Annotated in this window: 28 protein-coding genes; 13 read left to right on the top strand and 15 right to left on the bottom strand. The window is 50.5% G+C overall.

The window, feature by feature from the left end; all coding sequences use genetic code 11:
* The first annotated feature begins 159 nt into the window (after positions 1–159).
* Both rpoH and ACQ5ES_RS07120 read left to right on the top strand, forming a co-directional pair.
* The gene (gene rpoH / locus ACQ5ES_RS07125; protein ID WP_445015233.1) at positions 160–1,026 is read left to right on the top strand and encodes an RNA polymerase sigma factor RpoH; all 867 of its coding nucleotides are present in this window, start codon (positions 160–162) and stop codon (positions 1,024–1,026) included.
* Positions 1,027–1,029: 3 nt separating this feature from the next.
* Entirely contained in the window at positions 1,030–1,281 is a 252-nt protein-coding gene (locus tag ACQ5ES_RS07120; RefSeq protein ID WP_445015232.1) for a YkgJ family cysteine cluster protein, read from the top strand.
* Between the two features lie 21 nt (positions 1,282–1,302).
* Here the strand turns inward: ACQ5ES_RS07120 and ACQ5ES_RS07115 are convergent, their stop codons facing one another.
* The 3 genes from ACQ5ES_RS07115 to gpmI are packed head-to-tail and all read right to left on the bottom strand — an operon-like array spanning position 1,303 to position 4,762.
* Entirely contained in the window at positions 1,303–2,085 is a 783-nt protein-coding gene (locus tag ACQ5ES_RS07115; RefSeq protein ID WP_445015231.1) for a divergent polysaccharide deacetylase family protein, read from the bottom strand.
* The gene (locus ACQ5ES_RS07110) at positions 2,085–3,170 is read right to left on the bottom strand and encodes a murein hydrolase activator EnvC family protein (RefSeq protein ID WP_445015230.1); all 1,086 of its coding nucleotides are present in this window, start codon (positions 3,168–3,170) and stop codon (positions 2,085–2,087) included. The genes ACQ5ES_RS07115 and ACQ5ES_RS07110 overlap by 1 nt, the downstream gene beginning before the upstream one ends.
* Positions 3,171–3,226: 56 nt before the next feature.
* Positions 3,227–4,762: a 2,3-bisphosphoglycerate-independent phosphoglycerate mutase gene (gene gpmI / locus ACQ5ES_RS07105; protein ID WP_445015229.1), complete on the bottom strand. Its 1,536-nt coding sequence runs from the start codon at positions 4,760–4,762 to the stop codon at positions 3,227–3,229.
* Positions 4,763–4,936: 174 nt separating this feature from the next.
* Between gpmI and ACQ5ES_RS07100 the strand changes: the two genes are divergently transcribed.
* The 3 genes from ACQ5ES_RS07100 to gpsA are packed head-to-tail and all read left to right on the top strand — an operon-like array spanning position 4,937 to position 6,931.
* Positions 4,937–5,365 carry a rhodanese-like domain-containing protein gene (locus ACQ5ES_RS07100; protein ID WP_445015228.1) on the top strand — a complete coding sequence of 143 codons (429 nt, stop codon included), beginning with the start codon at positions 4,937–4,939 and terminating at the stop codon, positions 5,363–5,365.
* Between the two features lie 35 nt (positions 5,366–5,400).
* Positions 5,401–5,907: a protein-export chaperone SecB gene (gene secB / locus ACQ5ES_RS07095; protein WP_445015227.1), complete on the top strand. Its 507-nt coding sequence runs from the start codon at positions 5,401–5,403 to the stop codon at positions 5,905–5,907.
* Between the two features lie 22 nt (positions 5,908–5,929).
* Positions 5,930–6,931, top strand: a complete 1,002-nt coding sequence (gene gpsA / locus ACQ5ES_RS07090; protein WP_445015226.1) for an NAD(P)H-dependent glycerol-3-phosphate dehydrogenase — start codon at positions 5,930–5,932, stop codon at positions 6,929–6,931.
* On the opposite strand, the gene slmA is transcribed toward gpsA, so the two are convergent.
* A complete protein-coding gene (gene slmA / locus ACQ5ES_RS07085; RefSeq protein WP_445015225.1) occupies positions 6,923–7,507 on the bottom strand; it encodes a nucleoid occlusion factor SlmA in 585 nt (194 codons plus the stop codon). The genes gpsA and slmA overlap by 9 nt on opposite strands.
* An 86-nt stretch (positions 7,508–7,593) precedes the next feature.
* Entirely contained in the window at positions 7,594–8,829 is a 1,236-nt protein-coding gene (gene coaBC / locus ACQ5ES_RS07080; protein WP_445015224.1) for a bifunctional phosphopantothenoylcysteine decarboxylase/phosphopantothenate--cysteine ligase CoaBC, read from the bottom strand.
* A 178-nt stretch (positions 8,830–9,007) separates the two neighbouring features.
* On the opposite strand from coaBC, the gene radC reads away from it, so the two are divergent.
* From radC to rpmG, 3 genes are all read left to right on the top strand, one after another.
* Positions 9,008–9,685: a RadC family protein gene (gene radC, locus ACQ5ES_RS07075; RefSeq protein ID WP_445015223.1), complete on the top strand. Its 678-nt coding sequence runs from the start codon at positions 9,008–9,010 to the stop codon at positions 9,683–9,685.
* A 159-nt stretch (positions 9,686–9,844) separates the two neighbouring features.
* Positions 9,845–10,081, top strand: coding sequence for a 50S ribosomal protein L28 (rpmB, locus tag ACQ5ES_RS07070; protein WP_445015222.1), 237 nt, complete (start codon positions 9,845–9,847; stop codon positions 10,079–10,081).
* 11 nt (positions 10,082–10,092) lie between these two features.
* Positions 10,093–10,248 carry a 50S ribosomal protein L33 gene (gene rpmG / locus ACQ5ES_RS07065; RefSeq protein WP_173920127.1) on the top strand — a complete coding sequence of 52 codons (156 nt, stop codon included), beginning with the start codon at positions 10,093–10,095 and terminating at the stop codon, positions 10,246–10,248.
* Between the two features lie 49 nt (positions 10,249–10,297).
* Here rpmG and ACQ5ES_RS07060 read toward each other — a convergent pair whose 3' ends face one another.
* A complete protein-coding gene (locus ACQ5ES_RS07060) occupies positions 10,298–10,954 on the bottom strand; it encodes a 2OG-Fe(II) oxygenase (RefSeq protein WP_445015221.1) in 657 nt (218 codons plus the stop codon).
* A 110-nt stretch (positions 10,955–11,064) separates the two neighbouring features.
* Here ACQ5ES_RS07060 and mutM point away from each other — a divergent pair, with 110 nt between their 5' ends.
* Positions 11,065–11,880, top strand: a complete 816-nt coding sequence (mutM, locus tag ACQ5ES_RS07055) for a bifunctional DNA-formamidopyrimidine glycosylase/DNA-(apurinic or apyrimidinic site) lyase (RefSeq protein WP_445015220.1) — start codon at positions 11,065–11,067, stop codon at positions 11,878–11,880.
* Here mutM and bioH read toward each other — a convergent pair.
* On the bottom strand, positions 11,877–12,659 hold the full coding sequence (bioH, locus tag ACQ5ES_RS07050) for a pimeloyl-ACP methyl ester esterase BioH (protein ID WP_445015219.1): 783 nt from the start codon (positions 12,657–12,659) through the stop codon (positions 11,877–11,879). The two genes, mutM and bioH, sit on opposite strands and share 4 nt — an antisense overlap.
* Before the next feature lie 32 nt (positions 12,660–12,691).
* On the opposite strand from bioH, the gene ACQ5ES_RS07045 reads away from it, so the two are divergent.
* The gene (locus ACQ5ES_RS07045) at positions 12,692–13,390 is read left to right on the top strand and encodes a ComF family protein (RefSeq protein WP_445015218.1); all 699 of its coding nucleotides are present in this window, start codon (positions 12,692–12,694) and stop codon (positions 13,388–13,390) included.
* A 7-nt stretch (positions 13,391–13,397) separates the two neighbouring features.
* Here ACQ5ES_RS07045 and ACQ5ES_RS07040 read toward each other — a convergent pair whose 3' ends face one another.
* Positions 13,398–16,010 (bottom strand): M14 family zinc carboxypeptidase, encoded by a 2,613-nt coding sequence (locus ACQ5ES_RS07040; RefSeq protein ID WP_445015217.1) that lies wholly within the window; start codon positions 16,008–16,010, stop codon positions 13,398–13,400.
* A 144-nt stretch (positions 16,011–16,154) separates the two neighbouring features.
* Here ACQ5ES_RS07040 and nfuA point away from each other — a divergent pair, with 144 nt between their 5' ends.
* Complete coding sequence (gene nfuA, locus ACQ5ES_RS07035; protein WP_445015216.1) at positions 16,155–16,733, top strand: Fe-S biogenesis protein NfuA; 579 nt, start codon at positions 16,155–16,157, stop codon at positions 16,731–16,733.
* Between the two features lie 17 nt (positions 16,734–16,750).
* Here the strand turns inward: nfuA and ACQ5ES_RS07030 are convergent, their stop codons facing one another.
* The gene (locus tag ACQ5ES_RS07030; RefSeq protein WP_445015215.1) at positions 16,751–18,127 is read right to left on the bottom strand and encodes an MATE family efflux transporter; all 1,377 of its coding nucleotides are present in this window, start codon (positions 18,125–18,127) and stop codon (positions 16,751–16,753) included.
* Here ACQ5ES_RS07030 and ACQ5ES_RS07025 point away from each other — a divergent pair.
* The gene (locus ACQ5ES_RS07025) at positions 18,093–19,187 is read left to right on the top strand and encodes a polysaccharide deacetylase family protein (RefSeq protein ID WP_445015214.1); all 1,095 of its coding nucleotides are present in this window, start codon (positions 18,093–18,095) and stop codon (positions 19,185–19,187) included. The two genes, ACQ5ES_RS07030 and ACQ5ES_RS07025, sit on opposite strands and share 35 nt — an antisense overlap.
* Here the strand turns inward: ACQ5ES_RS07025 and ACQ5ES_RS07020 are convergent.
* Genes ACQ5ES_RS07020 through ACQ5ES_RS07000 form a run of 5 tightly spaced genes read right to left on the bottom strand, consistent with a single transcriptional unit; the run spans position 19,184 to position 23,023 of the window.
* Positions 19,184–19,810, bottom strand: a complete 627-nt coding sequence (locus ACQ5ES_RS07020) for an SCO family protein (protein ID WP_445015213.1) — start codon at positions 19,808–19,810, stop codon at positions 19,184–19,186. The two genes, ACQ5ES_RS07025 and ACQ5ES_RS07020, sit on opposite strands and share 4 nt — an antisense overlap.
* 39 nt (positions 19,811–19,849) lie before the next feature.
* Entirely contained in the window at positions 19,850–20,746 is an 897-nt protein-coding gene (cyoE, locus tag ACQ5ES_RS07015) for a heme o synthase (RefSeq protein ID WP_445015212.1), read from the bottom strand.
* A gap of 37 nt (positions 20,747–20,783) precedes the next feature.
* Positions 20,784–21,767: a COX15/CtaA family protein gene (locus ACQ5ES_RS07010; RefSeq protein WP_445015211.1), complete on the bottom strand. Its 984-nt coding sequence runs from the start codon at positions 21,765–21,767 to the stop codon at positions 20,784–20,786.
* A gap of 3 nt (positions 21,768–21,770) precedes the next feature.
* Positions 21,771–22,316: a redox-active disulfide-containing membrane protein gene (locus tag ACQ5ES_RS07005; RefSeq protein WP_445015210.1), complete on the bottom strand. Its 546-nt coding sequence runs from the start codon at positions 22,314–22,316 to the stop codon at positions 21,771–21,773.
* A complete protein-coding gene (locus ACQ5ES_RS07000) occupies positions 22,313–23,023 on the bottom strand; it encodes an SURF1 family protein (RefSeq protein WP_445015209.1) in 711 nt (236 codons plus the stop codon). The genes ACQ5ES_RS07005 and ACQ5ES_RS07000 overlap by 4 nt, the downstream gene beginning before the upstream one ends.
* Before the next feature lie 27 nt (positions 23,024–23,050).
* On the opposite strand from ACQ5ES_RS07000, the gene ACQ5ES_RS06995 reads away from it, so the two are divergent.
* Positions 23,051–23,266 carry a DUF2909 domain-containing protein gene (locus ACQ5ES_RS06995; protein ID WP_445015208.1) on the top strand — a complete coding sequence of 72 codons (216 nt, stop codon included), beginning with the start codon at positions 23,051–23,053 and terminating at the stop codon, positions 23,264–23,266.
* A 33-nt stretch (positions 23,267–23,299) separates the two neighbouring features.
* Here the strand turns inward: ACQ5ES_RS06995 and ACQ5ES_RS06990 are convergent, their stop codons facing one another.
* Positions 23,300–24,181: a cytochrome c oxidase subunit 3 gene (locus ACQ5ES_RS06990; protein WP_445015207.1), complete on the bottom strand. Its 882-nt coding sequence runs from the start codon at positions 24,179–24,181 to the stop codon at positions 23,300–23,302.
* Between the last annotated feature and the right edge of the window lie 6 nt (positions 24,182–24,187).

Here is a 24,187-nt window from a genome sequence, read left to right as displayed (position 1 = left end):
TTGTCCCCCATGTAAGTTTTATGAAGATCATTAGGATCCCATTGTCAGCAGCGTCAGATTTGCTAGAATGAGGGAACTTTTCAGGCTAAAAAAGGTCTGAACGCGTGACTGCAACATCAATTCAGAGATGCAGTCGCCAGCAAGAGAGGATGGTGTTGAATGAGTACTGAAATGACAAAGATGGCACTAGCAGTTCCACAAGGCGGCGGAAGCCTTGAGGCCTACATTCAGTCGGTCAGTCGCACTCCTATGCTTACTGCGGAAGAGGAACGTGACCTCGCAGTACGATTAACCGAAGAAAACGATTTAGAAGCTGCTCGCCAGCTCATCATGTCGCATTTACGCTTCGTGGTGCACGTGGCGCGGAGCTATTCAGGTTATGGCCTGCCTCAGGCGGACCTGATTCAAGAAGGTAACATTGGCTTAATGAAAGCCGTGCGTCGCTTCGACCCGTCGGTCGGTGTGCGCTTGGTATCCTTTGCTGTGCATTGGATCAAAGCCGAGATTCACGAGTACGTGTTGAAGAACTGGCGCATGGTTAAAGTTGCAACGACCAAAGCTCAGCGTAAGTTATTCTTTAATCTGCGTAAAATGAAAAAGCGTCTAGGTTGGTTCACCCAAGAAGAGGTGAGCACGGTTGCTGAGACCTTAGGTGTTAGCACCAAAGAAGTGATGGAAATGGAAGCACGCATGAGTGCGCACGATCAGGCGTTTGAGCTAAGCTCTGACGATGATGACGCGCGTGAAGGTAGCAATTATTCTCCGGCACAGTATTTGGAAGACAAGCGTTCTGACTTAGCGGAAGAAGTTGAGCAGGAAGAGTGGCAAGATCACACGCAAAAGCGTCTGTTCTCAGCGATTAAAACCCTTGATGAACGCAGTCAGGATATCGTCCGCGCACGCTGGTTGGACGACGATAACAAAACAACCTTGCAAGAGCTTGCTGACAAGTATGAAGTTTCTGCGGAACGTGTACGTCAGCTCGAAGCAAACGCAATGAAAAAGCTGCGTATGGCAATGGCGTAAGCCATGCAATGCCGCGTCGGCTGCGGTGCTTGTTGTATCGCACCATCAATAAGCTCAGCAATACCAGGAATGCCAGCAGGGAAACCCGCTGGCATTCGTTGTATTCACCTTACCGAAAACCATCTATGCGGCATTTTCAATCACCCTGATCGGCCGCAAGTATGCGCCGATTTTGACGCTGAACCTTCAGTGTGCGGCAGTACTCGCAATGAAGCATTAATCTTGCTTACCCGCCTGGAACAAGAAACCTGTTAAAACTAGAACGTAAAAACCTGACTAGTTGGCGCGCGGGAGCAGCTCAGAGAGATAAACCAATTGCACCGAACCTTGCGCAGTCAGCTGAGGTAACTTTTTTTGTAGAAATTCCAAGGTTGCTGGATAGGGATGACCAATAGCGACTGCAAAGCCTTGTTGCTCGGCAAGTGTGATGAGACGGTGCCATTCCAGTAAAATTGCCTCAGCGGTCGGCTCGTTGTCTAAAAAAACGTGGCGGCGCACTGCTGGCAAACCCGCCTTCAGAGCCAGGGTTTCAGCGACTGTTGCGGTGGTCGTGCGACTATCGAGAAAGTAGAGCTGGCGCGACTCGAGTTCCTGCATTAGCCATTGCATTGGCTGTTGTTCTGCAGTTAAGCGGCTGCCCTGGTGGTTATTCAGGCCTTGTGCTTGCGGCAGACGAGAAAACGCGGCGCTCAGCGTCGCAATAAATTGCGCTTTGGTATCAAAGCGGTCAAGTTGGCCCTGTTGCTGACGGTCGTGGTGCTCAGGTTGCATCGGCATGTGGATCATCACTTCGTGACCATGCGCAGTTGCGCGTTGCGCAAGGGCTTCAGCTTTTGGTGTAAACGGCATAATGGCAAGCGTAACAGGCAGCTCAAGGTCAGCGTAGGCAAAGTGGTCTTGATGGTGGCCAAGGTCATCGATGACAATAGCTATTCGCGGAAGCGGTTTAGGTTCTTCAACAGGGGGTACGGAACTGGTTTCAGTGTCGGCATCTGCAGGTAGTGTCATGATCAGGGCGGTGAACAAGATCCCGAAACCTGCGAAGCCAGACCTAGTCATCAGCGACACCATTGCGCCGGATTCACCGCATCGCCCTTAACTCGAATTTCGAAATACAAGGCCGGAGATGAGCGACCACCGCTTTGTCCAACCAGACCAATCTCTTCACCGCGGCGGACCACTTCACCAACGTTAGGCAAAATGGTTTGGTTGTGCCCATACAGGCTCATATAACCATCACCGTGATCGAGTACTAAAAGCAAACCGTAGCCGCGCATCCAGTTGGCGAAAATGACGCGGCCGTCGGCAACGGCTCGCACTGAACTGTCAGCTGGCGCGTCAATCAAAGTACCTTTCCATTTCACCCCGCCACTTCGCGTACGACCAAAGAGATTTTGCACGTTACCTTGCGCGGGCCAGTTCAACTTGCCTTTTAGCTTTGCCAGCCCGTCCAATTGTGGTTCATCACGTAAAGCCGCAATAATCGCTGCTAAAACTTCTTCAAGTTCCTGTTGGTCTTGTTCGAGTTGAGCAACTCGCGACTGGTCCTGTTGTTGTTCTCGTTGCAAACGACGGATCAACTGTTGCTGTTCTTTTTGCTGCTCACGGAGCACACCCTGTTGACGCTTCTGTTGACTCTGCTGCGCGGCAATTTGGTCTCGGGCAATGGCAAGCTTGCCAGCAACGTCCTGCAGTTGTGCTTGAGTGGCTTTGAGTTCATCAAGTTTTTCCAGCCGGGCACGGTTGAAATAGCCGTAATAGCCATGCAGACGCTCGAAGTCGGCGGGATTCTCTTGATTTAAAATCAGTTTTAAAAAGTCATGTTCACCAATGCGATAGGCCATGTTGAGCTGTTTTGCCAACCATCTGGCTTGCTGCTTTTGTTCAGCTTTAAGCTGATCTTGTTGTTGTTCAAGCGCGTCGATACGTTGGTTTGTCTGGTTGAGCTGGGCAGTGGTAGCGGACAATTCACTGGCAACGGTGTTGATTTGCATTTCCAGTTGCTGTAGCTCCCGTTCAGTTAAACTTAACTGTCTGGAGCGCTGCTGCATTGCCGATTGACGTCGTTCGAGCTCGCGCGCGATGGCGTCTATACGTGCCTGAGTTTCAGTCGCAGTCTCAGGCGTCGCCTGCTGCAACGCCAAAACTGCTCCTACGTTGAGCAGCAGTAGTGTCACTATTAGGCGTTTCAGAGTACGCATCATTCCTCGAGAGTAACTATAGGTTTACCGGTCATCTCTGCGGGTTGGGGTAAACCCAGCAGGTGTAACATGGTCGGTGCGACATCCGAGAGAATCCCGCCATCTCGGGCGGTAGCCGCGCGGCCAACATAAATAAAGGGTACCAGTTCACTGGTGTGGGCGGTATGCGATTGCCCGGTGTGATGATCTTCCATCTGCTCCGCATTACCGTGATCGGCAGTAATTAAACACTCCCCGTCGACCTGACGGAGAGCCTCGATGACTCGTCCAATGGAGCGATCAACTGCTTCGATGGCTTGTACAGCGGCGTCGAAATTTCCGGTATGACCGACCATATCGCCATTCGGATAGTTGCAAATGATCACATCGTGTTCGCCGCTTTTGATGGCCGCAACCAACTTATCGGTAAGCTCTTCACTACTCATCTCGGGCTGCAAATCGTAGGTAGCAACTTGTGGTGAAGGCACTAGTAGGCGGGTTTCACCCGGGAATTCCTGTTCACGGCCACCGCTGAAAAAGAAGGTGACATGTGCATATTTCTCCGTTTCTGAAATGCGCAGCTGGGTATAACCGTGCTCACCGAGCCATTCCCCAAGCACGTTATCCAGAGCTTCTGGAGGAAAAGCAACGGTACTGTTGATATCTTTGGCGTATTCGGTAAGTGACACAAAACTTGCTAACTGTGGGCGCCGTGCCGGGTCAAAAGCATCGAACCCCTCAGTCACAAAGGCATGGCTAAGTTGTCGTGCGCGGTCGGCGCGGAAGTTCATGAAAATCACACTGTCGCCATCTTGCATGGGCGCAGCATCGGCAATCCGCGTCGGCTTAACAAACTCATCATTTTCGTCGCGTTCATAGGCTTGCGTCAAAGCTTCGCCGGCACTGGGGGTGGTGAAAGGGGCTTCACCATCAACGATAACTTGCCACGCTTGTTCAATGCGCTCCCAACGCTTATCGCGATCCATGGCGTAGTAACGCCCGCACAAGCTGGCAAAACGACCTACGCCAAGCTTGCTAAACAGTTGTTCGAAACGTTCCAGCGTGGGTTTTGCCGAGCGGGGTGGCGTATCGCGACCATCGAGAAAGCCGTGCAAGTAAATACGTTTTGCACCGCGCTGCGCGGCAAGTTCCACCATCGCGACCAAGTGGTCTTCATGGCTATGCACGCCACCTGGAGAGAGTAAACCCATGATGTGAACTGCGCCGTTATTCGCGTTAGCGTCATCTACGGCCTGCGTAAGCGCGTGGTTAGTGAAAAAATCGCGATCCTGAATGGCTTTACTGACGCGCGTAAAGTCTTGATAGACAACCCGACCTGCGCCAAGATTGACATGGCCAACTTCAGAGTTGCCCATCTGGCCATCGGGTAGGCCTACTGACATCCCCGAGCCATCAACCAAGGTGTGCGGGAACTGCTCTGACAACGTATCCATGTTAGGCGTCTGCGCCGCCGCAATCGCATTGTCGTCTGTTGCTTCACGATGACCCCAGCCATCTAAAATTAACAGCGCCAGGGGAGTGTGTGGCTTTGCCATTTTGCATCCTCAACTTGGTTGCTTCGGGTTGTCATTGATTCGCCATTAGTTTATGCGATTTTACGTCGCAACGCACCCGCTGTCGGTCGAAAAGCCCCCAAATTTTACTGGTATCTGACGCCTCAGCAGGTATACTCTGGTGCTTGATTTTTTCAGCAGGAGTAGTGAGCAATCATGGATCAAATCCTAGCCTTTGCAGCTGACCACTATTTGATGAGTATCTTATGGGTGGTGTTGCTAATCGCGATCATCGTTTCTTATGCACAAGCAGCAACTTCGAAAGTCAAAGCACTTTCGCCGCAAGAAGCGACTTTACAGGTAAACCGCAACGATGGCGTGTTTGTTGATACGCGGTCGGTTGAAGAATTCCGCAAGGGTCATATCCATGGTGCGGTCAATTTACCTGCTGAGCGGATCCGGAAAAATGAAACGGCTGCACTTGAGAAATATAAATCTGCCCCCATCGTGGTGGTATGTGCAACCGGTATGACCGCCAAATCAGTTTCACAAGAGCTGACCAAAGTGGGCTATGAAAACGTTGCCTTATTACAAGGTGGAATCTCTGCCTGGCAGGGCGCTAGTTTTCCGCTCGTTAAAAAATAATTCGTACTATCAAATAATTAATAGGAAGTATAACCATGGCTGATGAACAGCAAGTAAACGGCGCCGCTCAAGGCGACGCGCAAGCATCACAAGAACAAGCATTCGCAATTCAGCGCATTTTCACGAAAGACGTGTCTTTCGAAGCACCGAATTCGCCGCAAATCTTCCGTAAAGAATGGAAGCCAGAATTGAATCTTGACTTGAATGTGAAAAACACCAAGTTGGAAGACAATACCTATGAAGTGGTTTTGAAAATCACTGCAACGAACAAAGTGGATGAAGACGTCGCGTTTTTGGCTGAAGTTCATCAGGCAGGTATCTTTACTATCGCTGATTCTATCGAAGAAGCACAACGTGCTCAGTTGTTGGGTGCGTTCTGCCCGAACATCTTGTTCCCATACGCTCGTGAGTGTTTGTCTAGCTTAGTTAGCCGCGCAACTTTCCCACAATTGAATCTTGCTCCGGTTAATTTTGACGCAGTTTTCGCTCAGCACATGCAGCAGCAACAGCAGCAAGCTGAGCAGCAAAAAGCTGACGCGTAACCAATAAGTATAACGCCAACTGATGCGTGATACTCAAGTAACAGTGCTAGGTGCTGGTTCCTATGGAACCGCCCTAGCACTTTGTTTTGCGCGCAAAGGCACTCCAGTTTGCTTATGGGGCCGTGATGCGCAACAAACCTCTGCGATGGCTGAGCAGCGTGAAAACAAGCGCTATCTGCCTGGTATTCCCCTTCCTGACGCGCTGACAATAACCAGTGATCTGGCGGAAGCTGTAACTGATGCACGGAACATTGTGGTGGTGGTGCCAAGCGGTGGTTTCGCACAAGTACTGCGTGATATCAAACCGCTAATTCGTAATGACGCTCGGGTAGCTTGGGCAACCAAAGGCTTAGAACCTGATTCAGGTCGTCTGTTGTTTGAAGTGGCGGAAGAGATTCTGGGCGCTGAGCACGCGTTAGCTGTGCTGTCAGGACCTACCTTTGCGATGGAAATGGCGAAAGGTCTACCGACCGCGATTTCGATGTCTTCGACGGATCCTGGGTTTGTTCATGAACTGTCAGAATTATTGCATTGTGATCGTAGTTTTCGCGTTTATACCAACGATGACTTCATTGGCGTACAACTTGGTGGCGTGGTGAAGAATGTCATCGCTATTGGCGCTGGTATGGCAGATGGTATTGGCTTCGGTGCAAACGCGCGTACGGCACTTATCACCCGCGGTTTGGCGGAATTGACCCGCTTGGGTTTAAAACTTGGTGCTAAGCCGGAAACCTTCACGGGTATGGCTGGTCTGGGTGACTTAATCTTAACCTGTACTGACAATCAGTCACGCAACCGACGCTTTGGTTTGGCATTGGGCCAAGGCAAAAATGTTGAGCAAGCGATGAGTGATATCGGTCAGGCAATTGAAGGCTATCGCAACACCAAAGAAGTGGTGCTACTGGCCCGTCGCAATGGTGTAGAAATGCCCATTTGTGAACAGATTTACGACGTTCTATACGGTGACACAACGCCCCAGCAGGCGGCAATTAACCTGCTGAGCCGAGCGCGAACTTCAGAGTAATTGGTGGGCAATGGTTTGCCATTGTGTATCGAATTCAGCCGTAGGTGCCTGCTTAAACTCCGAGCGCACAAACTGCGCAATTTTCCCGTCTGCATAAGCCATCAACAAATTCGCCAGGACCGCTTCATCGATGCGGGTAGCTACATTTTCGCGTAATCGGCGTTCGCGCAATGCTTGCTTCAGGTTCGCTTCAATTTTGGCAAACAAGTTTTGTACCCGTGAACGTAATCGATCGTGCTCACCCATCAGCGCGTCGCCGGTCAGAATGCGGGTAATACCCGGGTTACGTTCCACAAAAGTTAAGACCACTCTTAGCGTCATTTCGCAACGTACCAGGGTGTTTTTCTCAACTTCCATGACTTGATTTATGCGCGTTAGAACGGCTTCTTCGGTGAATTCGATGAGGCCTTCAAACATTCGTGCTTTAGACGGGAAATGGCGATACAAGGCAGCTTCTGAGACACCCAGTTCGGCGGCCAGGTTCTTGGTGGTGATCCGTTGCCCGGGGCTGGTCTCAAGCATTGCGGCCAGGGTGCCAAGAATTTGCTCTTTGCGATTCGGTTTGTTGCTGGTCATCGGAAATCTTCTCTCTTTAAGTAGCCCGCAGTTCTACTGCGGGAGAAATTCTAACTCTTCAAATATAGCTGCCACTTTACGACGCGTTACCTAGTATCCAGCAACACCTGAACCTGCCGTAAAATAGCCTCAGCGATTTGAGCTTTTCCGGCCCGCGCTAATTCACGTTGGCATAACTGGCCATCGGCATCGTGCCAATACAACGTCATTGCATTCTCGTCGCTGTTAAACCCAATACTGGTATCACTGACATCATTTGCGGCAATCAGCGCCAGTCGCTTACGCTTGAGCTTGTCTTCAGCGTACTGGGCAATATTCTGTGTCTCTGCTGCAAAGCCAACGCAGAGAGGCGGATTGGCGCGGCTGGCTACGGTGGCCAGAATATCTGGATTACGGACCAACTGTAGATGCATGGAATCCTGTTGTTTTTTGATTTTTTGACCGGCAACTTCCGCAAGTCGATAATCGGCAACTGCGGCACAGCCGATAAAAACATCAGCATTTGCAATAACGCTTTCAACTGCTGCCAGCATTTCTTCCGCACTTTCGACGTGAATAACTTTTACCCCGGCGGGCGGTGCTAACTGGGTAGGTCCACTAACCAAGGTCACCTGGGCACCTAAGCGCTTTGCCTGAGTAGCCAGGGCATAACCCATTTTTCCCGAGCTGTGATTGCTGAGGTAACGCACTGGATCAATAGGTTCGCGAGTGGGTCCCGCCGTGATCACCAGATGTCGTCCGGTTAAAGGGCCTTTACTGGGCGCTAACAGCTCGATGACGGCATCGCGCAGCTCAAGTGGCTCTGGCATGCGTCCGGCGCCTACATCGCCGCAGGCTTGCGCTCCGCTCGCCGGTTCGACGATATGAAAGCCGAGACCTTCCAGTTGGCGCAAATTAGATTGCACGGTGGTCGCTGCCCACATTTGCTGATTCATAGCTGGCGCTAGCATGATGGGCGCGGTGGTTGCTAAACATAAAGTGCTAAGCAAATCATCAGCAAAACCATGAGCGAGCCGGGCCAGGGTATTGGCACTTGCTGGCGCGACCAGGATCACATCGGCCCACTTGGCCAACTCAATATGGCCCATCGCTGCTTCAGCGGAGGGATCAAGTAGATCATCGTGCACCGCATGGCCAGAAACCGCTTGTAGTGTCAGCGGGGTAATAAAAGCATGTGCGCCTTTGGTCATAACGACACGCACAATGGCACCGACATCACGCAGGCGGCGCACTAGGTCGGGGCTTTTATAGGCGGCGATGCCGCCACTGACTGCTACCAGAACATGGCGACCAGATAACGATGTGATAGGGGTTTCCGTCATAGTAAGTCCTCACCAATCAAGGACTCTTAGCCTAGCATGAGATGTTGTCTTTACGGAACTTTAAAGATGTTAATTCAATTGAAAATGACAAAGCCCTCGTGATTGGCGAAGATTTAACCGGCGCTTCGTTGGTATGCTTAGCGACCTTAGTGATCGATGACAGGTTCAAGGAGGAACCATGAGTACAGTCAAATCCTGGCCGGCGCACGAACGTCCCCGTGAGAAAATGACAGAAATGGGCGTGGCAGCGTTAAGTGACGCTGAGTTACTGGCGATTCTGTTGGGCACCGGTGTCCGCGGTAAAGATGTGGTGACCTATGCCCGCGAGCTACTGCAGGCCTTCGAGGGTATCGGTGGCATGCTGGCAGCGCCGACCCAGGAACTACTACAACAACCAGGTTTAGGTCCGGCACGGGTGATGCAGTTGCAAGTAGTGATGGAAATATCCCGCCGTTACTTGGCTTGGCAGTTACGCCGCGATGAGGGCTTTACCCAACCTTCAATGGTGCGTGACTACCTGACTGCACAATTACGTCATCAACAGCGAGAAGTCTTTGTGGTGTTGTTGCTTGATAGTCAGCATCGGCTGCTGAAGTATGTTGAGCTGTTTCACGGTACCATCAATGCGGCACCGGTCTACCCCCGGGAAATTATTAAGTTGGTGATGCATCACAATGCTGCGGCGGTGATTCTCGCCCATAATCACCCCTCAGGAGTTGCGGAACCGAGCAATGCAGATCAACGCGTGACGGATCGCCTTAAGAAAGCCCTGACAATGATCGACGTCGCCTTGCTGGATCACTTTGTCATTGGGAGCGGAGAGCCGGTTTCGTTTGCCGAACGCGGCCTGTTGTAGTAGAGTAGCGCGACCATCAAGACGATCAGAAAAGATCAAAAAAATGCGTCGATCACTTGATTACCGAGTCAGATTACTGTATAAAATGCGCCCTCGGAATCAAGGCAAGGCCGCGATGGGCGACAGGCGAGCTTGAAGCAATTTTTGGAGTAAAAAACGATGTCACGAGTATGTCAAGTTACAGGAAAGCGTCCGGTTAGCGGAAACAACCGTTCACACGCGCGCAATGCGACCAAACGTCGTTTCCTGCCAAACCTACAATCTCACCGCTTCTGGGTTGAATCAGAAAAGCGTTGGGTGAAGCTGCGTATTACCACTAAAGGTATGCGTATTATTGATAAAAACGGTATCGACACAGTGCTTGCAGAGTTGCGCGCACGTGGCGAAAAAGTGTAAGGAATTAAACTATGCGCGATAAGATTCGTTTAGTATCTTCTGCCGGTACTGGTTTTTTCTACACTACCGATAAGAACAAACGTAACATGCCAGAAAAGATGGAAATCAAGAAATTCGATCCAGTGGTTCGTAAACACGTGATGTTCAAAGAAGCGAAAATTAAATAAGCTTTGTTCTAGTATGTTGAAAACCCGGCCTCGTGCCGGGTTTTTTGTGTCAGCGCGTTGGGTCGATGAAGCCGCCGATGCTGGTATTTAACCGGTACCAACCGGTGATGCTATAGCGATCACGCGAGCCGGCAAGTACCTCATGGAGGAACACGTCACTGAGAAAGACAACCAGTTTACCTGCTTCAGGCAACACCGTTTCCAACACCTCACCGTTATCACCATAAATAACCAGTTGCCCGCCATCTTGTTTCCGCCAGTCGGAATTCAGGTAGAACACTGTCGTGAGAATGCGGTTGCTGCGACCCTTAAACGCATCCAAATGTTTCCGATAAAACGCTCCGGGCGGGTAATGTGCGAGGTGACACTCGTAGTCGAAGAGTCCCATAAAAAGCTCACGGTTTAAGTCGAGACGCAGTTGATCCATCATTTCCAGGTAGGCGTTCTCGTAGGGGAAGTCAGATTGTAACCAGCGGATTTTGTCTTGCCGAACCGCGGTGTTGGTTGTGTAGTTATCAGCGCGCCCAATACCGGCTTGCTGCCATGCTTGCGGCTCAAGATGCTGAGCATAATGGTAAAGTTGTGAGCATTGTTCGCGAGCGAGAAAGTTAGGTACAATCACATAACCGCGGGTTGCCAGCTGGTCGATAGCAATCGACTCCGTAGCAAAATCGGCAACCCTTAGTGTCGGGCAGGCTGTGGTCATGGGATTAAAATTCTCCTGTAGTTTCGGCGCGAAATATAGTGGACACCCCAGTTAAAAACAAGAATTAAAAACCAGAATTAATAACCAGAATTATAAACCAGAGAAAGCAGATGCCAGAGTTACCAGAAGTTGAAGTCAGTCGTCTCGGCATTGCGCCGCATCTTGAAGGTCAGCAAATCGCCACAACTGTGGTGCGCGATCGACGCCTGCGCTGGCCGATTCCAAGTGCGGTAGACAATTTGGCCGGCGCCTTTATCAAACAAGTAGAGCGGCGAGCCAAGTACCTCATTTTGCACACTGACAAGGGCTACCTGATTCTACATTTGGGTATGTCTGGTAAGTTGCGGGTGGTGCCTGAAACTAGTTTAGTGGTGAAGCACGATCATTTCGACCTGGTGCTAACTAATGGTCAGTGCTTGCGCTTCAACGATCCACGGCGATTTGGCTGTGTACTGTTTTCACAAAAGCATCCAGCTAGTGCGCATCCGTTGTTGGTGGAGCTTGGCCCTGAACCGCTGACTGAGGCTTTTACCGCAAGCTATTTACACGCGAAAACGCGAGGCAAACAGCAGGCGGTAAAGACCTTCATCATGGATAACCATATCGTGGTCGGGGTGGGAAATATTTATGCCAATGAAGCTTTATTCAAAGCCGGTATTCACCCGAAACGTGCGGCGAGCCGAGTGAGTTTGGCGCGGTATCAACGTTTGGTGCCGATGATCAAAGAAATCCTCTTAGCAGCCATTGCACAGGGTGGAACCACGCTGCAGGACTTCACCCAGGCCGATGGACAACCAGGATACTTTAAACAGCACCTGAACGTTTACGGACGCGGCGGTAAGCAATGCATGGTCTGTAAAACCGAGCTTACCGAAATCCGTTTGGGTCAACGCAGTACCGTGTATTGCAAACGTTGTCAGCGCTAACGCACGCGGTTGAAGAATTCCTGCCAAGCCTGCATAAAGGCGTCAGGATCACTAATGAAAGGTGCGTGACTGCACTGTGGAGCGATAAAGTACGGACTATCGGGTGCAAGCCGCTCAACATGTTCAGCCAGAGCACTGGGCACCAGAGCGTCGAGCCGGCCGTAGATGCGGAAAAAAGGCATCGCAAGTCGATTTAGCTCACCACGTAAATCAACTTGAGCTAGCATATCCAGACCGGCATCTAAGACGTCGACACTGGCCATAGGCTTACTGAACAACCATTCCTTAATAATCTTTACATCTTGCTTGGCATGCGGGCTTCCCAGCGATTGCAAGGCGAGAAAACGTTCCACAGTACGGCGGAAGTCCTTACTAAGCTGTTTACCAAACTGACTGAGAATGCTGGGTTCAATACCCGGCCAATCGGGTGCTTGTGCAGGAAAGTAGGGCGATGATGCTACTGTGGTCAAACTTTGTATTCGCTCTGGCTCGTCTAATGCGATTTGGGTCGCGACCAAGCCACCTAGAGACCAACCGATCAGATGACAGCGTTCGGGTAACGCACTGCGGGTGAGCTCACAGAGTTTGGCAAAGCTAATGGGTTGTGCTGTGGGCCAGGGCGATTCGCCGTAACCCGGCAAGTCGATGCGGGTAAGCCGTCCGAGTGCGGCTAACTCAGCTTGAATCGGCGTCCAGATGGTTGCATTTAAGCCCCAGCCATGGAGTACAACGATATCCGCACCTGTACCACTGACGTCCGTCCAAACCTTGGCTACCATTCTAGTTCCTGTTACTGCTCACGGAGGAGCTTATGGTACCCCCGCAATCTTTCCTTGCCAAGTTCGCTGGTGGTTGTTGCTGGTTGTGTTTGCTACCCCTAACGGCGACTGAGCAACAAGGGTTTTGCCACGCCTGTTATGCGGACTTGCCGCGCTTACCACCGAATTCGCTGCGCTGGCGGGGGCCAGAGCAAGCCGGCAACTTCGGGCGCAACTGGTTCGCAGCTCTGGCGTGGCAAGCTGAGAGCCAACAGTTGATCAAACGGTTCAAATTTCAGCGTTGTCCCGAACTGGCTCAGTTTCTGGCGCCGCTGCTGGCGGCTCAGGTTTGCACCTGTTATCGGCAGCAAGCTGACGCCTGGCCGGATTTGATTGTCGCCATGCCAATGAGTCGCAAGCGCTGGCGTCAACGAGGCTATAATCAAGCCGCGTTGTTGGCCCGTGAAGTAGCGGAATTAGTGCAACTGCCGTTCGCGGCCGGGCTGTTACGGCGTCTTCATGATGAGGGTAAACAGCATGAACTAAGTCGCCAGCAACGTTGGCAAGCGATGGCCCGCGCAGTACATTGCACGCGGTCGGTACAAGGTTTGACGGTAGCTGTGGTAGATGATGTTTTAACGACCGGGGCTTCAGTAACCGCCGCCGCTGCAGCACTGCAACGACGGGGAGCAAAAGCGGTCGATGTGTGGACATTGTGCTACACCGAACCGCATCGGGCGGGAGTTCTCTAGTACTGAGTTAGTGCGCTGCTTCCTCAGCTTCCTCAGCCGCTGCGTCTTTATCGTCGCTGGCGAAAGCATCAATGGCTGGCGCCATAAAGATCGCATTGCTAAGTAGCTTGGCGGTGCCCCAGAAGAATGCGCGGAAGTTAACGTCATCAGCGAATGCAACAACCCGACCGTCGCCTAAACGATGGGCAACGATAGCTGCTTTGTCGGCGATAACTTCGCGGTTTTCCTTGGCGGCATAACCACTAAGTAACGGCTCTTCTAAGTAGCGAGCTACAGTAATAAATGGCGATTTGGGAACCGTCATCGCATTCAGGCTATCTTTGAATACCGGCAACTGTTGGCGGGGGAAGCCAAATGTCATTGGGTGGCTTAAATCAAGGTCGACACCAAAGATTGCGCCTGCAACGCGACGTTTACCGTAGTAGCTGTCACGGTCATTGTAACTTAGGGTTGTGCTATCAAACTTCTCGTCGAAAGCTTTTTCTTCAACAAATTTCGCGGCAAGAATTTCTTTCTCGGAAAGCCATTTAGCACCACCTTGCTGACCGATGACGACACCACCTTTGTGAACCCACTCATTTAGTCGCGAGACACTGGTATCGGTAAGGTTGTGGTAACTACCATCAACCATAAGAATGTGGGTATAGCGACTTAAATCAATGTCATTAAAACGATCGGTGTCGATCATGGACAGTGGGATCCCGACATGCCGATCAAGGTAATACCAAGCCTCACCATTTTCGTACATGCTAGCGCCATCACCTACCAACATCATCACGCTGACCGGCTCAACCGGGCGAAGGTTACGACTACCCAGGTCCATGCCAGATGGCGTCAGGCCAGAGCTAATGCTATGCACCGTCAGACCATTGCGGGCGGTAACTTGTTGCACAATTTGCTGTACTTCAGCCCAAGGTTTTTCCTGGTACGCACGAGTAATAACAACTGCACCAGCAGCAAAGGCATGGGTGCCATTGCTTACTTTCGCGGTAAAGTCGAGATCAGCTTGACGGACATGTACATCAGCTTCTAGCAGTTCTTGCAACGCACGCGGAGCAAAATAGTTGTGCCAGTCGAAGCCATAAGCGTAGGCGTCCGCGGTAATTGCTGATTCAGACTGCGCCGCCGACGGTGTTTGCCAAGCGGTATCACTATGGCGTACACGCGAATTAGTGCGCGCGAAATTCAGGTTAAAGGCTAACGGCAGAGTCCAACCTGAAACATCGTAAAAGGTGTTATCACGGAAGCTCTGCCGAGTGCTGAACATGGCGCGAATCAGGCGATACTGCGGCTGCTGTAACGGCACGTAGTAGCTGCTGCCGGGCTTGAAGGTAACGTCATTTTCTTCAACTTCACTCGTCAACGGATAAACCTTCACGTCGTGTTGAGCGAGTAATTTAAGTAAGCCTTCGACCCGCGCTGGGTCCGTTTCGTCACCAAATAAGTAACCACGGAAATTAGCATCGCCGGCTTGCTCTAAAGCACTATCGAAGAAGCGTTGCTGATAATCCAGGAAGGCGGCTTTGTTAGCATGCGCACCGTACATAGTGGTCAGTGAGGTGGTAAATTGATTTTGGATGGTGAATGGGAATTCAACCACACCATTAATGGATTCTTGCGCATGGCCACGACTGGATGCTTGTTCAAACAAGATACCGATAGCGCCTTGTACATCAGGATAGGTTGAGCCTTTACCGACGTAAAAATCATCGAATGCTTCTTCAGTGAAGTACAAATGACCTTCTTCATCTAATGCTGCAGCATGACCCTCAGCAAGTTTCGCGGTAAGTGTTACGTTTTCCTCTGGGGTATTCGGGTTACGACGGGTTGGAATCCCCGGTTGGAAAAAGAACGTACTATCGGTACCCATTTCGTGGAAATCAGTTAGTACATTCGGCTTCCATTTTTGAAAGTTGGCGATGCGCGCACGTGATTCTGGGTGCTGTAATAACAACCAGTCGCGGTTAAGATCGAACCAGTAGTGGTTGACGCGACCACGCGGAGTGCCTTGCACATGTTCACGGTGCTGCGGGTCAGCAACTAAATTTTGGCTGCGGTGTTGATTTGCCCATTGCGCAAAGCGCGCAAGACCATCGGGGTTGAGGCTAGGGTCAAGCAAAATGATGGAATCACGCAATACGGCTTCAATTTTTTCGCCTTGAGCCGCTGCCAGGTAATAAGCATAGAGCAGAGCGGCGTTACTGCCACTCGACTCATCACCATGGATGCTGTAACCCATGTAGAGCACCAAAGGCGCGGTTTCTGGGTTGCCGTCGCGAGTCGGATCGGCGACCGCAAGGTGAGCATCACGTAAGGTAGCGATATTCTGATGATTTTCTGGCGTTGTTATGGTGATTAAAAGTAACGGACGGTCTTCGTGAGTTCGTCCAGCGTATTCTAACTGGAAGCGATCACTTTTCTCGGCCAATACTTCCATGTAGCGGACTAATTGATCATGCCATACATGCCATTCACCCACTTCGTAGCCCAACACGGATTGCGGGGTTGGAATACTTGGGTCATAGGTTACATCTTGCGGGAGGTAATCTTTTAACGTAGCGCTGATGGCGCTCGTGCTGAACACGAGTAGCGCAATAGCGAGTAACTTCAGATAACGCATAACAACTTCCTAAGCCAATGAAACATCGCCTTAAGCTAGCAAAATAAAGGCTCAACCCCAAGCTGCTTACTATGCAATGACTGATTTTTGCGATAAGATATACCCTACTAAATTACTCAAGTATAGCAGTGAGGTGGTAAACCCATGATTCGTATTACAGAAAGCGCCCAAGCGCATTTTCGCAAATTACTTGCCGAGCAACCGGATAACACCAATGTCCGCGTGTTTGTGGTGAACCCGGGTACCCCGAGCGCAGAGTGTGGCGTGTCGTATTGTCCGCCCGATTCAGTTGAACCGGATGACGAAACTTTACCATTTTCAGGTTTCGATGCGGTGGTAGACTCCGGCAGTGCGCCATTTTTACAAGATGCAGTTATCGACTTTGAAGAACAGGAGTTGGGCTCGCAACTTACGCTAAAAGCACCAAATGCGAAGGCGCGCAAGGTTGATGATGATGCGCCGTTAATCGAGCGGGTCGAATACATGATCCAAGCTGAAATCAATCCGCAACTGGCCAGTCACGGTGGCCATGTCGCAATTAACCAAATTACCGATGATGGCGTTGCTATTCTGCAGTTCGGTGGTGGTTGCAATGGTTGTAGTATGGTTGATGTGACGCTTAAGGAAGGCATCGAGAAAGAACTTCTGCAACGCTTCCCTGATGAACTTAAAGGCGTCAAAGATGCAACTGAGCATCAGGCGGGCGAGCATTCGTACTACTAGTTGCGCATTCATTTGCGTTAGGTCGTTGCTGGAGCAAATGGGTTAGCCCAATAGCGTAAGTAGAGCCATTGGCTAACGCCACGAGCAAGTAGAAAAGCACTTAATGCCAACCACAATCCGTGGTTGGCATTTTCGTTATTGAACCAAACCACTGCGAATTGCCAAAGTGGCACAAACACCACGAGCGCGCTTATCGCCATGGTGTCGCGCATGGCGCGGGTGTAACCCAAGCCAATAAATACACCATCGAAATAATAGCTCCAATGACCCAGCAAAGGCAGTACGTATATCCACGGCAAATACTGTTGTGCGGTGCTTATTACCAGCGGCAGGTCGGTAAGTAAACGCACAACCCCATCGCCAGCAAGCCAGAATATCAGGCTGTAGGCCACTGAAAAAAGTATCGACCATAGCAGTGTCAATCGTAGCCAGTACTTCACTTCATCGCGGCGTTGACGACCCACAGCGGCTCCAGCAAGCGCCTCCACCGCATAAGCAATACCGTCGAGACCCAGTGAAATCAACATTAGGAACTGCATTAGTACCGCATTGACCGCAACATAGATATCGCCGAATCGTGCCGCATAGCCAGTCATGGTTGCCATACAGAGTTGCAGTATTAAAGAGCGTAGGAAAACGTCGCGATTCATACCCAGAAAACGTGAGAAATAACGCCGTTGAAGTAGCCACGACTGGCCCAGGTTTAACACGTTGCGAATCAGATAAAGTCCGAGTAAGGCAGTGCTGACCTCAGCGGTTACGGAGGCCCAGGCGGCACCGGCGACGTTCATATCGAGCCCGATAATCAAAATAACATCAGCGATGACATTGACGGCATTGGCGAAAATCACCAGTATCATTGCGCGACGACTTTGTTGACGGCCTAATAACACGCCTAAGACGACTAGGTTAATGAGCGCTGCAGGAGCTGCCCACATACGAATGCTGATGTAAGAGCTGGCGTAAGTTTGCAAATCGTCGCTCGGTGCTATGAGCCACCATGCCAACTCAAGTAGAAGGGGCGTTAGCAGAAATAGAATAACGCCGAGTGCAATTGCGAAGGTTAACGCATGCAAACTGATCTGCCGTTGTTCTTCGGGCGCTTCGCGACCGAACGCGCGGGCGATTTCGCCGGTCGTGGTCATCCTTAGGAAAATCGCCAGTAAGAAAATAAAGCTCACCACCATTGCCCCAAGAGCTACTGCGCTCAGGTAGATCGCATCGGGCAGATGGCCTATTATGGCAGTATCAACGAGACCCAGCAGTGGTGCAGCGATATTAGAAATGATCATCGGCAAAGCGATAGCAAAAATTTTCCGATGCGCTGACCACGAGCCCCAAAAACTTTGGAGATCAAGAATGCGTTGTTTGCTTTTAGGCGTGATTTGGCTCATCTGTTTCCCTTTCAGCCCGTCGGAAGCTTATGCTGCACAGCATGGAGTGGTGGTGCTGCAGTACCATCATGTCGGTGATGATACACCGCGGGTGACCTCAGTAACAGCCGAGGAACTGGCTGCGCACTTTCAGTTTTTAGCAGAGAACGATTTCAAGGTGGTGTCACTGGTTGACGCCCAGCGATTGCTGGCAAGTTCTGAACCTGTACCAGATAAATTGGTGGCAATTACCTTCGATGATGGCTGGCGCAATGTTTATGACAACGCGCTGCACATTTTCAAAGACTATGGTTTTCCGTTCACTATCTTTGTGAACCCTAAGTTGATGGAGGAGTCGCCGCGACTCTATATGGATTGGGCTCAGTTGGCGGAACTGGAAAGCCATGGCGCGACCATCGCCAATCATTCAAACAGCCATGCACACATGACGTGGCGGCAGCAGCACGAAACTGAGAATGAATGGTTGGAGCGGCAACGCTTCGATATTGTGGACGCTCAAAAGCGGTTGGACAAAGCGCTTGCTGGCGAGCAGCCGAAACAGTTTGCCTACCCCTATGGTGAGTTCAATTCGCAGCTGGCGCAGCTCCTGGTAGAGCATGATTTTATTGCCTTTGGGCAGCATTCAGGGGCGTGGGGCCCCAGTACGCCGTTAACGCAAATACCGCGCTTCCCAGCGTCCGCACAGTACGCTGATTTGTCGACCTTAGAAACCAAATTATTAAGCTTACCGCTGCCGGCTACCACTATTGCACCAACCGAAATGGTCATCGGGCATGCAAGCACAATGGTCGAAGTACAGCTTGCGGTGACTAGCTCGAGTGATTTTGAGAACGCGCGACTGAACTGTTTTTATCAGGGAGAGCGGATCAGGCCTGAATGGCGAAAGCTTAGCCAAGCCAAAGAGCGTGATACTTGGCTGCTTAGCCTAGAGCTGCAACAGCCACCCCTAGGTCGTTCCCGGGTCAACTGCACGGTGCCGAGTCAATCGGCACAAGGTCGTTTTTATTGGTATTCGGTGCCGTTAGTGCGCCCTAATGAGCAGGGGCGATGGCCCGATTAGTATTGGTACTGCTGGATGATGAGCTGAAAGTCTTCAACCATCTGTGTCATGTTGACTGTTGGTAGCTTACCGGGTGTCTGAGTGGCCTTGAAAATGGCATGGCGTTGGCCGTTAGGATTTACCAAAACAATGGCCGAACTGTGATTGACAAGGTAGTCCAATTCGCCCTCATCAGGGATTGAGTACATCAGGCCCAAACCGTTTACGAACGGATAAAGATCCTTGTGTTCAGCGCGGACGCCCAAAAATTCCGTACCAAAATAAGTTGTGTAATCTTCAAGTTTTTCACGAGTATCCCGACGTGGATCTACGCTAATCAACCAAACCTTAACTGGGGTGTTGGCCACCGAAGCTAATTGCGGTAATGCTTTCTTGAAATCGGCCATGGTGGTTGGGCAAATATCTGGACACGATGTGTAACCGGTAAATAGAAATGTCCATTGGCCGGTTAGATCCGGATTGGTCAGGGGTCCACCATTGTGCCCTTCTAAGATAAAGGGCTCCATTTCTCTTGGCGGCTCGTAAACCAGAGCTTGTGGTTCAGGCTGAGGCAAACTGTTAAAGATCACGACACCGGCAACTAAAGCCACTATAGCGATGACACTGAATAATAATCTCTGCATAGTTTTTAAAACCTCTGGTCCTTGTTACCTGGCTGAAGCTTAAAGCGCTGGCGTAGCAACATAATGGTCTACTAACAATAGCACAAACAACGCCATTAATTGCCAAATAGAGAAGCTGAACATCCGATACGCGGTATGTTTAGTGGGGGAAAACTTAAGCTTCCAGGCATAGCCTAAAAACCAAATACTCAACACGCTGGACCCCACCAGGTAGATAACCCCTGACATACCAACGATATAGGGAAGCAGGCAAATAATCGCTAGTAAAATAGTGTACAGCAAGATGCAGGTTTTGGTGAATTCAATACCGTGGGTTACCGGTAGCATGGGTATGTTGGCTTTGGCGTAATCTTTCGCCCGGTGCACAGCCAATGCCCAAAAATGCGGTGGCGTCCAGGTGAAAACAATCATTACTAATAAAATAGCATGGGGGTGTATCTCGTTGGTCACCGCAGTCCAGCCAAGTAATGGCGGTGCAGCACCAGCTAATCCGCCGATGACAATATTCTGTGGTGTTGCGCGCTTCAAATACATAGTGTAGACGATGGCGTAACCAACGAGGCTGGCTAACGTAAGCCATGCGGTGAGCATGTTGACCCACAGCGCAAGTACGGCAAAGCCAAGTGCACCAATAACTGCAGCAAAGCTAAGTACATGGCGTGGTGAGAGTACCCCAGAAGGTAACGGACGACGCAAGGTTCGCGCCATTTGTGCATCAATGTGGCGATCAACTAAATGGTTGACGGCGGCGGCTGATCCAGACATTAAGCCGATACCAATCATAGCCGGTACCACCACATTCCAGCCCACCCATGTTGGACTCGCCAAACAAATACCGACGAGGGCGGTAAGCAACAGTAGCAACACCACGCGCGGCTTAGTCAGTTCTAAATAATCACGCCATTGGGCATGTCTTTTATAGGTCATTTCTGTCATACAACTTACTTCCTTTTCGCACGCGATTATTATTATTTTAGGCGTGGCGTACGAGTTTATAATTTAAACCGACCAAACTTAGTAGTAATAATGCACCAACTAAGTTATGGGCAACGGCGACACTTAACGGCAACATGAATACGATGTTGCTGAGCCCCAGTGCAATTTGTAGTACCAGCGTTAAGCTAACCCAGGTCAAGCTCGTGCGAATCACCGCTGATTGTGCCATACGATACCCCCGTAAGAGCAAGATGCCTACTACAATTAACGTCAGAATCGCACCGATACGGTGAGCGACATGCATGGTCATACGTTCAGCATAATCATGGGCACCATACTGGTAGGTTACCGCTTCAGGAACTGAGAACGCCCCAGCGATATCCAGCTGGCTCTGCCAATCACCTTCACAAATGGGTAAATCGGTACAAGCTAATGCCGCATAGTTGGCTGCGACCCAACCGCCAAGTGCGATCTGACCGATAACCACCAGTAAGGCAAACAGCGCAAAGCTTGAAAGACTACGAACCTTTGGATCACCCATAGGCAGGTGGATGCGTTTCAGCCGTAATCGCAGCAAGTACAATAACGATAAGGTTGTGAAACCACCGAGTAAATGTCCCATCACCACCAGTGGCTGCAGATTCAGAGTTACTGTCCACATACCTAGCGCGGCCTGAAAAATAACCAGAAAAAGAAGCAGAATAGGTAGCTTAACAGGGGTTTCAGCATGTCTTCGAACGCGCACCACCGCACTGATGGCAATAAAGAGAATAAACAGACCGAGGGTGCCGGCGGCGTAACGGTGAACCATTTCGTTCCAGGCTTTTTCATGTTCCAGCGGCGCATCGGGAAACAGTGCTTGTGCGGCTGCAGCTTTTTCCGCGTCCATCGGCACGCTGAGGTGACCATAACAGCCAGGCCAATCAGGACAGCCTAAGCCAGCATCAGTCAAACGAGTATAAGCGCCGAGTACGATCACGATCAGGGCTAAAATTAAACTTAAGTTTACGAGAGTACGCATAAATCACCCAATTCGTGAAAGTTTCAACAACGTGCGCAAATCAGATAAAAGGTTTTTAGCTTCGGTCCGCATCGCCTCTTCATCACCATAGGTTGCGTAATGCAACATTACGTTACCAAGCGGGTCAATGATGAACAGTCGGTAAGGCGGCAAGTTTGCAAAAGCTTCGACGAACTCAGGAGCAATGATCGACTTGACCATCGGGGTTTGAGTTAAATCGAAATCAAGTTGCTGACGGCTGAAAACTAAAGGCTTCACACGACTACTTTCTTTGCCAAGTGCAATATCAAGTTGATTCATTGCATACAGCCCCTGTTCGCAAGGCGCTCCGCAGTTATTGTCAGCCACCAGTGCCACCCGCCAGCCTTCAGGTAGCCGAGTTTGTAACTCATCACTGAGTTCGATAGGCGGCACTAACATTGTGCCTTTATTCGTCGCAGCACCTTGATACCAGCTTTGGTCGAGTACAAACTTTGCGCCAATCACCGGCAGCGCAAACGCCAAAACCACGCCAATAAAAGTGGCACGGGATTTTTTTACAGAAGTCATTCACATTCCTTTTTTGTTTTCGTTATGGAACGTCGAGCGAATATAAAAACGACTAAGCAGGCAATTGCTAGCGAAAACCACTGCAGGGCGTAAGCCTGATGTTTAGCGGGCGTCATCACTTGGGGTTGCCATTGACGTGGCCAGCCGTAACTTGCAGCTTCTGAGAGTAGCACTAGATAGTTAGCAATGGGAAGCTCCAGCGCGCTGCCAATAGCATTAAAGTCGAGCTGCTGCACGCGCCATGGAGCAGGGCCTGGCTCGACGATTTGCTCAGCCAGGGTAAAGGCATCTTCCGCAGGGCGGTAAAGCCAGCCGATAACCTCTTGTTCAGTCGATGGAAGTTCCAACATAGGTAATTTACGACGATCCGGTCCTACCGGAACCCAACCCAAATTAACTGGTACCAGTTCGCTACGGTCGTTGGCATTAAGCAAACCAATGACATGATAGCCAGCGTTACCCTGATGAATTTTGTTATCAAGCAACAGATAAGAATCAGCAAAGGTACCGGTGACTTTAACTGGTGTATAACGAGCGCTGGTGCTTGGGTCTTGAGGTAATGGTTGAAATGCGGTTTGTGCGGCGGCAAAGTCATCAAACAACTTCTGTTTTTCGGCAGCCCGCTCAAGTTGCCAAAATCCTAGCTTGACCAAAAAGACAATTGCCAGCAAAGTGATAAGCGTTGCTAATGTGGTGCCGTGGCGCATCAGCTTTCACCTAAATAGGATTTTAAAATGGTTATTACTGCAAAAGTCATCTTGGTGTTACTCATGTTATTTATGGTCTTTAATCTCATGCGCGCGCTATTAGCGATGCTGCGTGATGATCCGACCAAACCATCGATGACTCGCTTTCTTGGTCGCCGCGTGGGTGCTTCGGCATTAGCTATTTTAATCATCTTGGTGTTATTGGCTACTGGTGTGCTAGAGCCAAATCCGCGACCGTACTGAGCTTAGCTCAGCAGGTCGCAGCAGCAGATCTGCTTAAAGAATATAAACAAAGATAAATAAGCACACCCAAACCACGTCAACAAAGTGCCAATACCAGCTTGTCGCTTGGAATGCGAAGTGACTTTCTGGAGTGAAATGGCCTTTCACTACGCGCAGGAACATCACAATCAGCATGATGGTACCTAAGGTCACGTGCATACCGTGGAAACCGGTCAACATGTAGAAGGTGTTACCATAAATACCTGAATCTAGTGTTAAGCCAAGATCTTGGTAAGCGTGAACATACTCAGCGCCTTGCAAATACAAGAAGATGAGACCTAAGACAATAGTGATACCGAGCCATGCCGTCAGTTGCTTACGTTTACCTTTTTCAAGGCCGACATGCGCAAAGTGACAGGTGAATGACGAAGTAATAAGAATTAGGGTGTTGTAAAGCGGTAAGCCGAACCAACCCATAGCTCCAGACTCGGTTCCGCCCGGAGTTTCGGTTAGCGGCCACATGGCTGCAAAGTCCGGCCAAAGAACTTCGTTGGTCATGGCGTTGTTACCAGCGCCGCCGAGCCATTCGACTGCAATCACCCGCGCATAAAAAAGCGCGCCGAAGAAGGCTGCGAAAAACATGATCTCTGAAAAGATAAACCATGCCATACCCTGGCGATAAGAGTGCCCTAACTGTTTGCTGTAAAGCCCCGACATTGACTCGTTAATTTGGTCACGGAACCAACCAAAGAGCATCACTAAAATGACCGCAATACCGGCAAGTAGGACGTTCAGGCCCCAACCGTCGGTCTCGTTGCTCATGTCGATGACTGTATGTCCAGCGCCGAAGGCGATAAGCCCCAGACCTATGGCACCAACGATAGGCCATGGACTTGATGCTGGCACATAGTATTTTTCGTGTTTTTGTTCTGCCATTGCAAA

The organism is Pseudidiomarina xizangensis (assembly GCF_052541995.1).
The sequence above is the reverse complement of the archived record's forward strand: the minus strand, read 5'-3'. Positions and strand labels throughout refer to the sequence as shown.

Bases quoted from the DNA above. Each gene is read 5' to 3' on its own strand.
- ACQ5ES_RS07040 (WP_445015217.1), bottom strand. From the start codon at position 16,010: ATGCGTTATCTGAAGTTACTCGCTATTGCGCTACTCGTGTTCAGCACG.
- ACQ5ES_RS07120 (WP_445015232.1), top strand. From the start codon at position 1,030: ATGCAATGCCGCGTCGGCTGCGGTGCTTGTTGTATCGCACCATCAATA.
- secB (WP_445015227.1), top strand. From the start codon at position 5,401: ATGGCTGATGAACAGCAAGTAAACGGCGCCGCTCAAGGCGACGCGCAA.
- ACQ5ES_RS07010 (WP_445015211.1), bottom strand. From the start codon at position 21,767: ATGCGTACTCTCGTAAACTTAAGTTTAATTTTAGCCCTGATCGTGATC.
- ACQ5ES_RS06990 (WP_445015207.1), bottom strand. From the start codon at position 24,181: ATGGCAGAACAAAAACACGAAAAATACTATGTGCCAGCATCAAGTCCA.
- ACQ5ES_RS06995 (WP_445015208.1), top strand. From the start codon at position 23,051: ATGGTTATTACTGCAAAAGTCATCTTGGTGTTACTCATGTTATTTATG.
- cyoE (WP_445015212.1), bottom strand. From the start codon at position 20,746: ATGACAGAAATGACCTATAAAAGACATGCCCAATGGCGTGATTATTTA.
- ACQ5ES_RS07005 (WP_445015210.1), bottom strand. From the start codon at position 22,316: ATGACTTCTGTAAAAAAATCCCGTGCCACTTTTATTGGCGTGGTTTTG.
- ACQ5ES_RS07030 (WP_445015215.1), bottom strand. From the start codon at position 18,127: ATGAGCCAAATCACGCCTAAAAGCAAACAACGCATTCTTGATCTCCAA.
- slmA (WP_445015225.1), bottom strand. From the start codon at position 7,507: ATGACCAGCAACAAACCGAATCGCAAAGAGCAAATTCTTGGCACCCTG.
- ACQ5ES_RS07045 (WP_445015218.1), top strand. From the start codon at position 12,692: ATGGTACCCCCGCAATCTTTCCTTGCCAAGTTCGCTGGTGGTTGTTGC.
- ACQ5ES_RS07025 (WP_445015214.1), top strand. From the start codon at position 18,093: ATGCGTTGTTTGCTTTTAGGCGTGATTTGGCTCATCTGTTTCCCTTTC.
- ACQ5ES_RS07060 (WP_445015221.1), bottom strand. From the start codon at position 10,954: ATGACCACAGCCTGCCCGACACTAAGGGTTGCCGATTTTGCTACGGAG.
- ACQ5ES_RS07100 (WP_445015228.1), top strand. From the start codon at position 4,937: ATGGATCAAATCCTAGCCTTTGCAGCTGACCACTATTTGATGAGTATC.
- radC (WP_445015223.1), top strand. From the start codon at position 9,008: ATGAGTACAGTCAAATCCTGGCCGGCGCACGAACGTCCCCGTGAGAAA.
- coaBC (WP_445015224.1), bottom strand. From the start codon at position 8,829: ATGACGGAAACCCCTATCACATCGTTATCTGGTCGCCATGTTCTGGTA.
- mutM (WP_445015220.1), top strand. From the start codon at position 11,065: ATGCCAGAGTTACCAGAAGTTGAAGTCAGTCGTCTCGGCATTGCGCCG.
- nfuA (WP_445015216.1), top strand. From the start codon at position 16,155: ATGATTCGTATTACAGAAAGCGCCCAAGCGCATTTTCGCAAATTACTT.
- ACQ5ES_RS07020 (WP_445015213.1), bottom strand. From the start codon at position 19,810: ATGCAGAGATTATTATTCAGTGTCATCGCTATAGTGGCTTTAGTTGCC.
- ACQ5ES_RS07000 (WP_445015209.1), bottom strand. From the start codon at position 23,023: ATGCGCCACGGCACCACATTAGCAACGCTTATCACTTTGCTGGCAATT.
- gpsA (WP_445015226.1), top strand. From the start codon at position 5,930: ATGCGTGATACTCAAGTAACAGTGCTAGGTGCTGGTTCCTATGGAACC.
- bioH (WP_445015219.1), bottom strand. From the start codon at position 12,659: ATGGTAGCCAAGGTTTGGACGGACGTCAGTGGTACAGGTGCGGATATC.
- ACQ5ES_RS07115 (WP_445015231.1), bottom strand. From the start codon at position 2,085: ATGACTAGGTCTGGCTTCGCAGGTTTCGGGATCTTGTTCACCGCCCTG.
- rpmG (WP_173920127.1), top strand. From the start codon at position 10,093: ATGCGCGATAAGATTCGTTTAGTATCTTCTGCCGGTACTGGTTTTTTC.
- gpmI (WP_445015229.1), bottom strand. From the start codon at position 4,762: ATGGCAAAGCCACACACTCCCCTGGCGCTGTTAATTTTAGATGGCTGG.
- rpoH (WP_445015233.1), top strand. From the start codon at position 160: ATGAGTACTGAAATGACAAAGATGGCACTAGCAGTTCCACAAGGCGGC.
- rpmB (WP_445015222.1), top strand. From the start codon at position 9,845: ATGTCACGAGTATGTCAAGTTACAGGAAAGCGTCCGGTTAGCGGAAAC.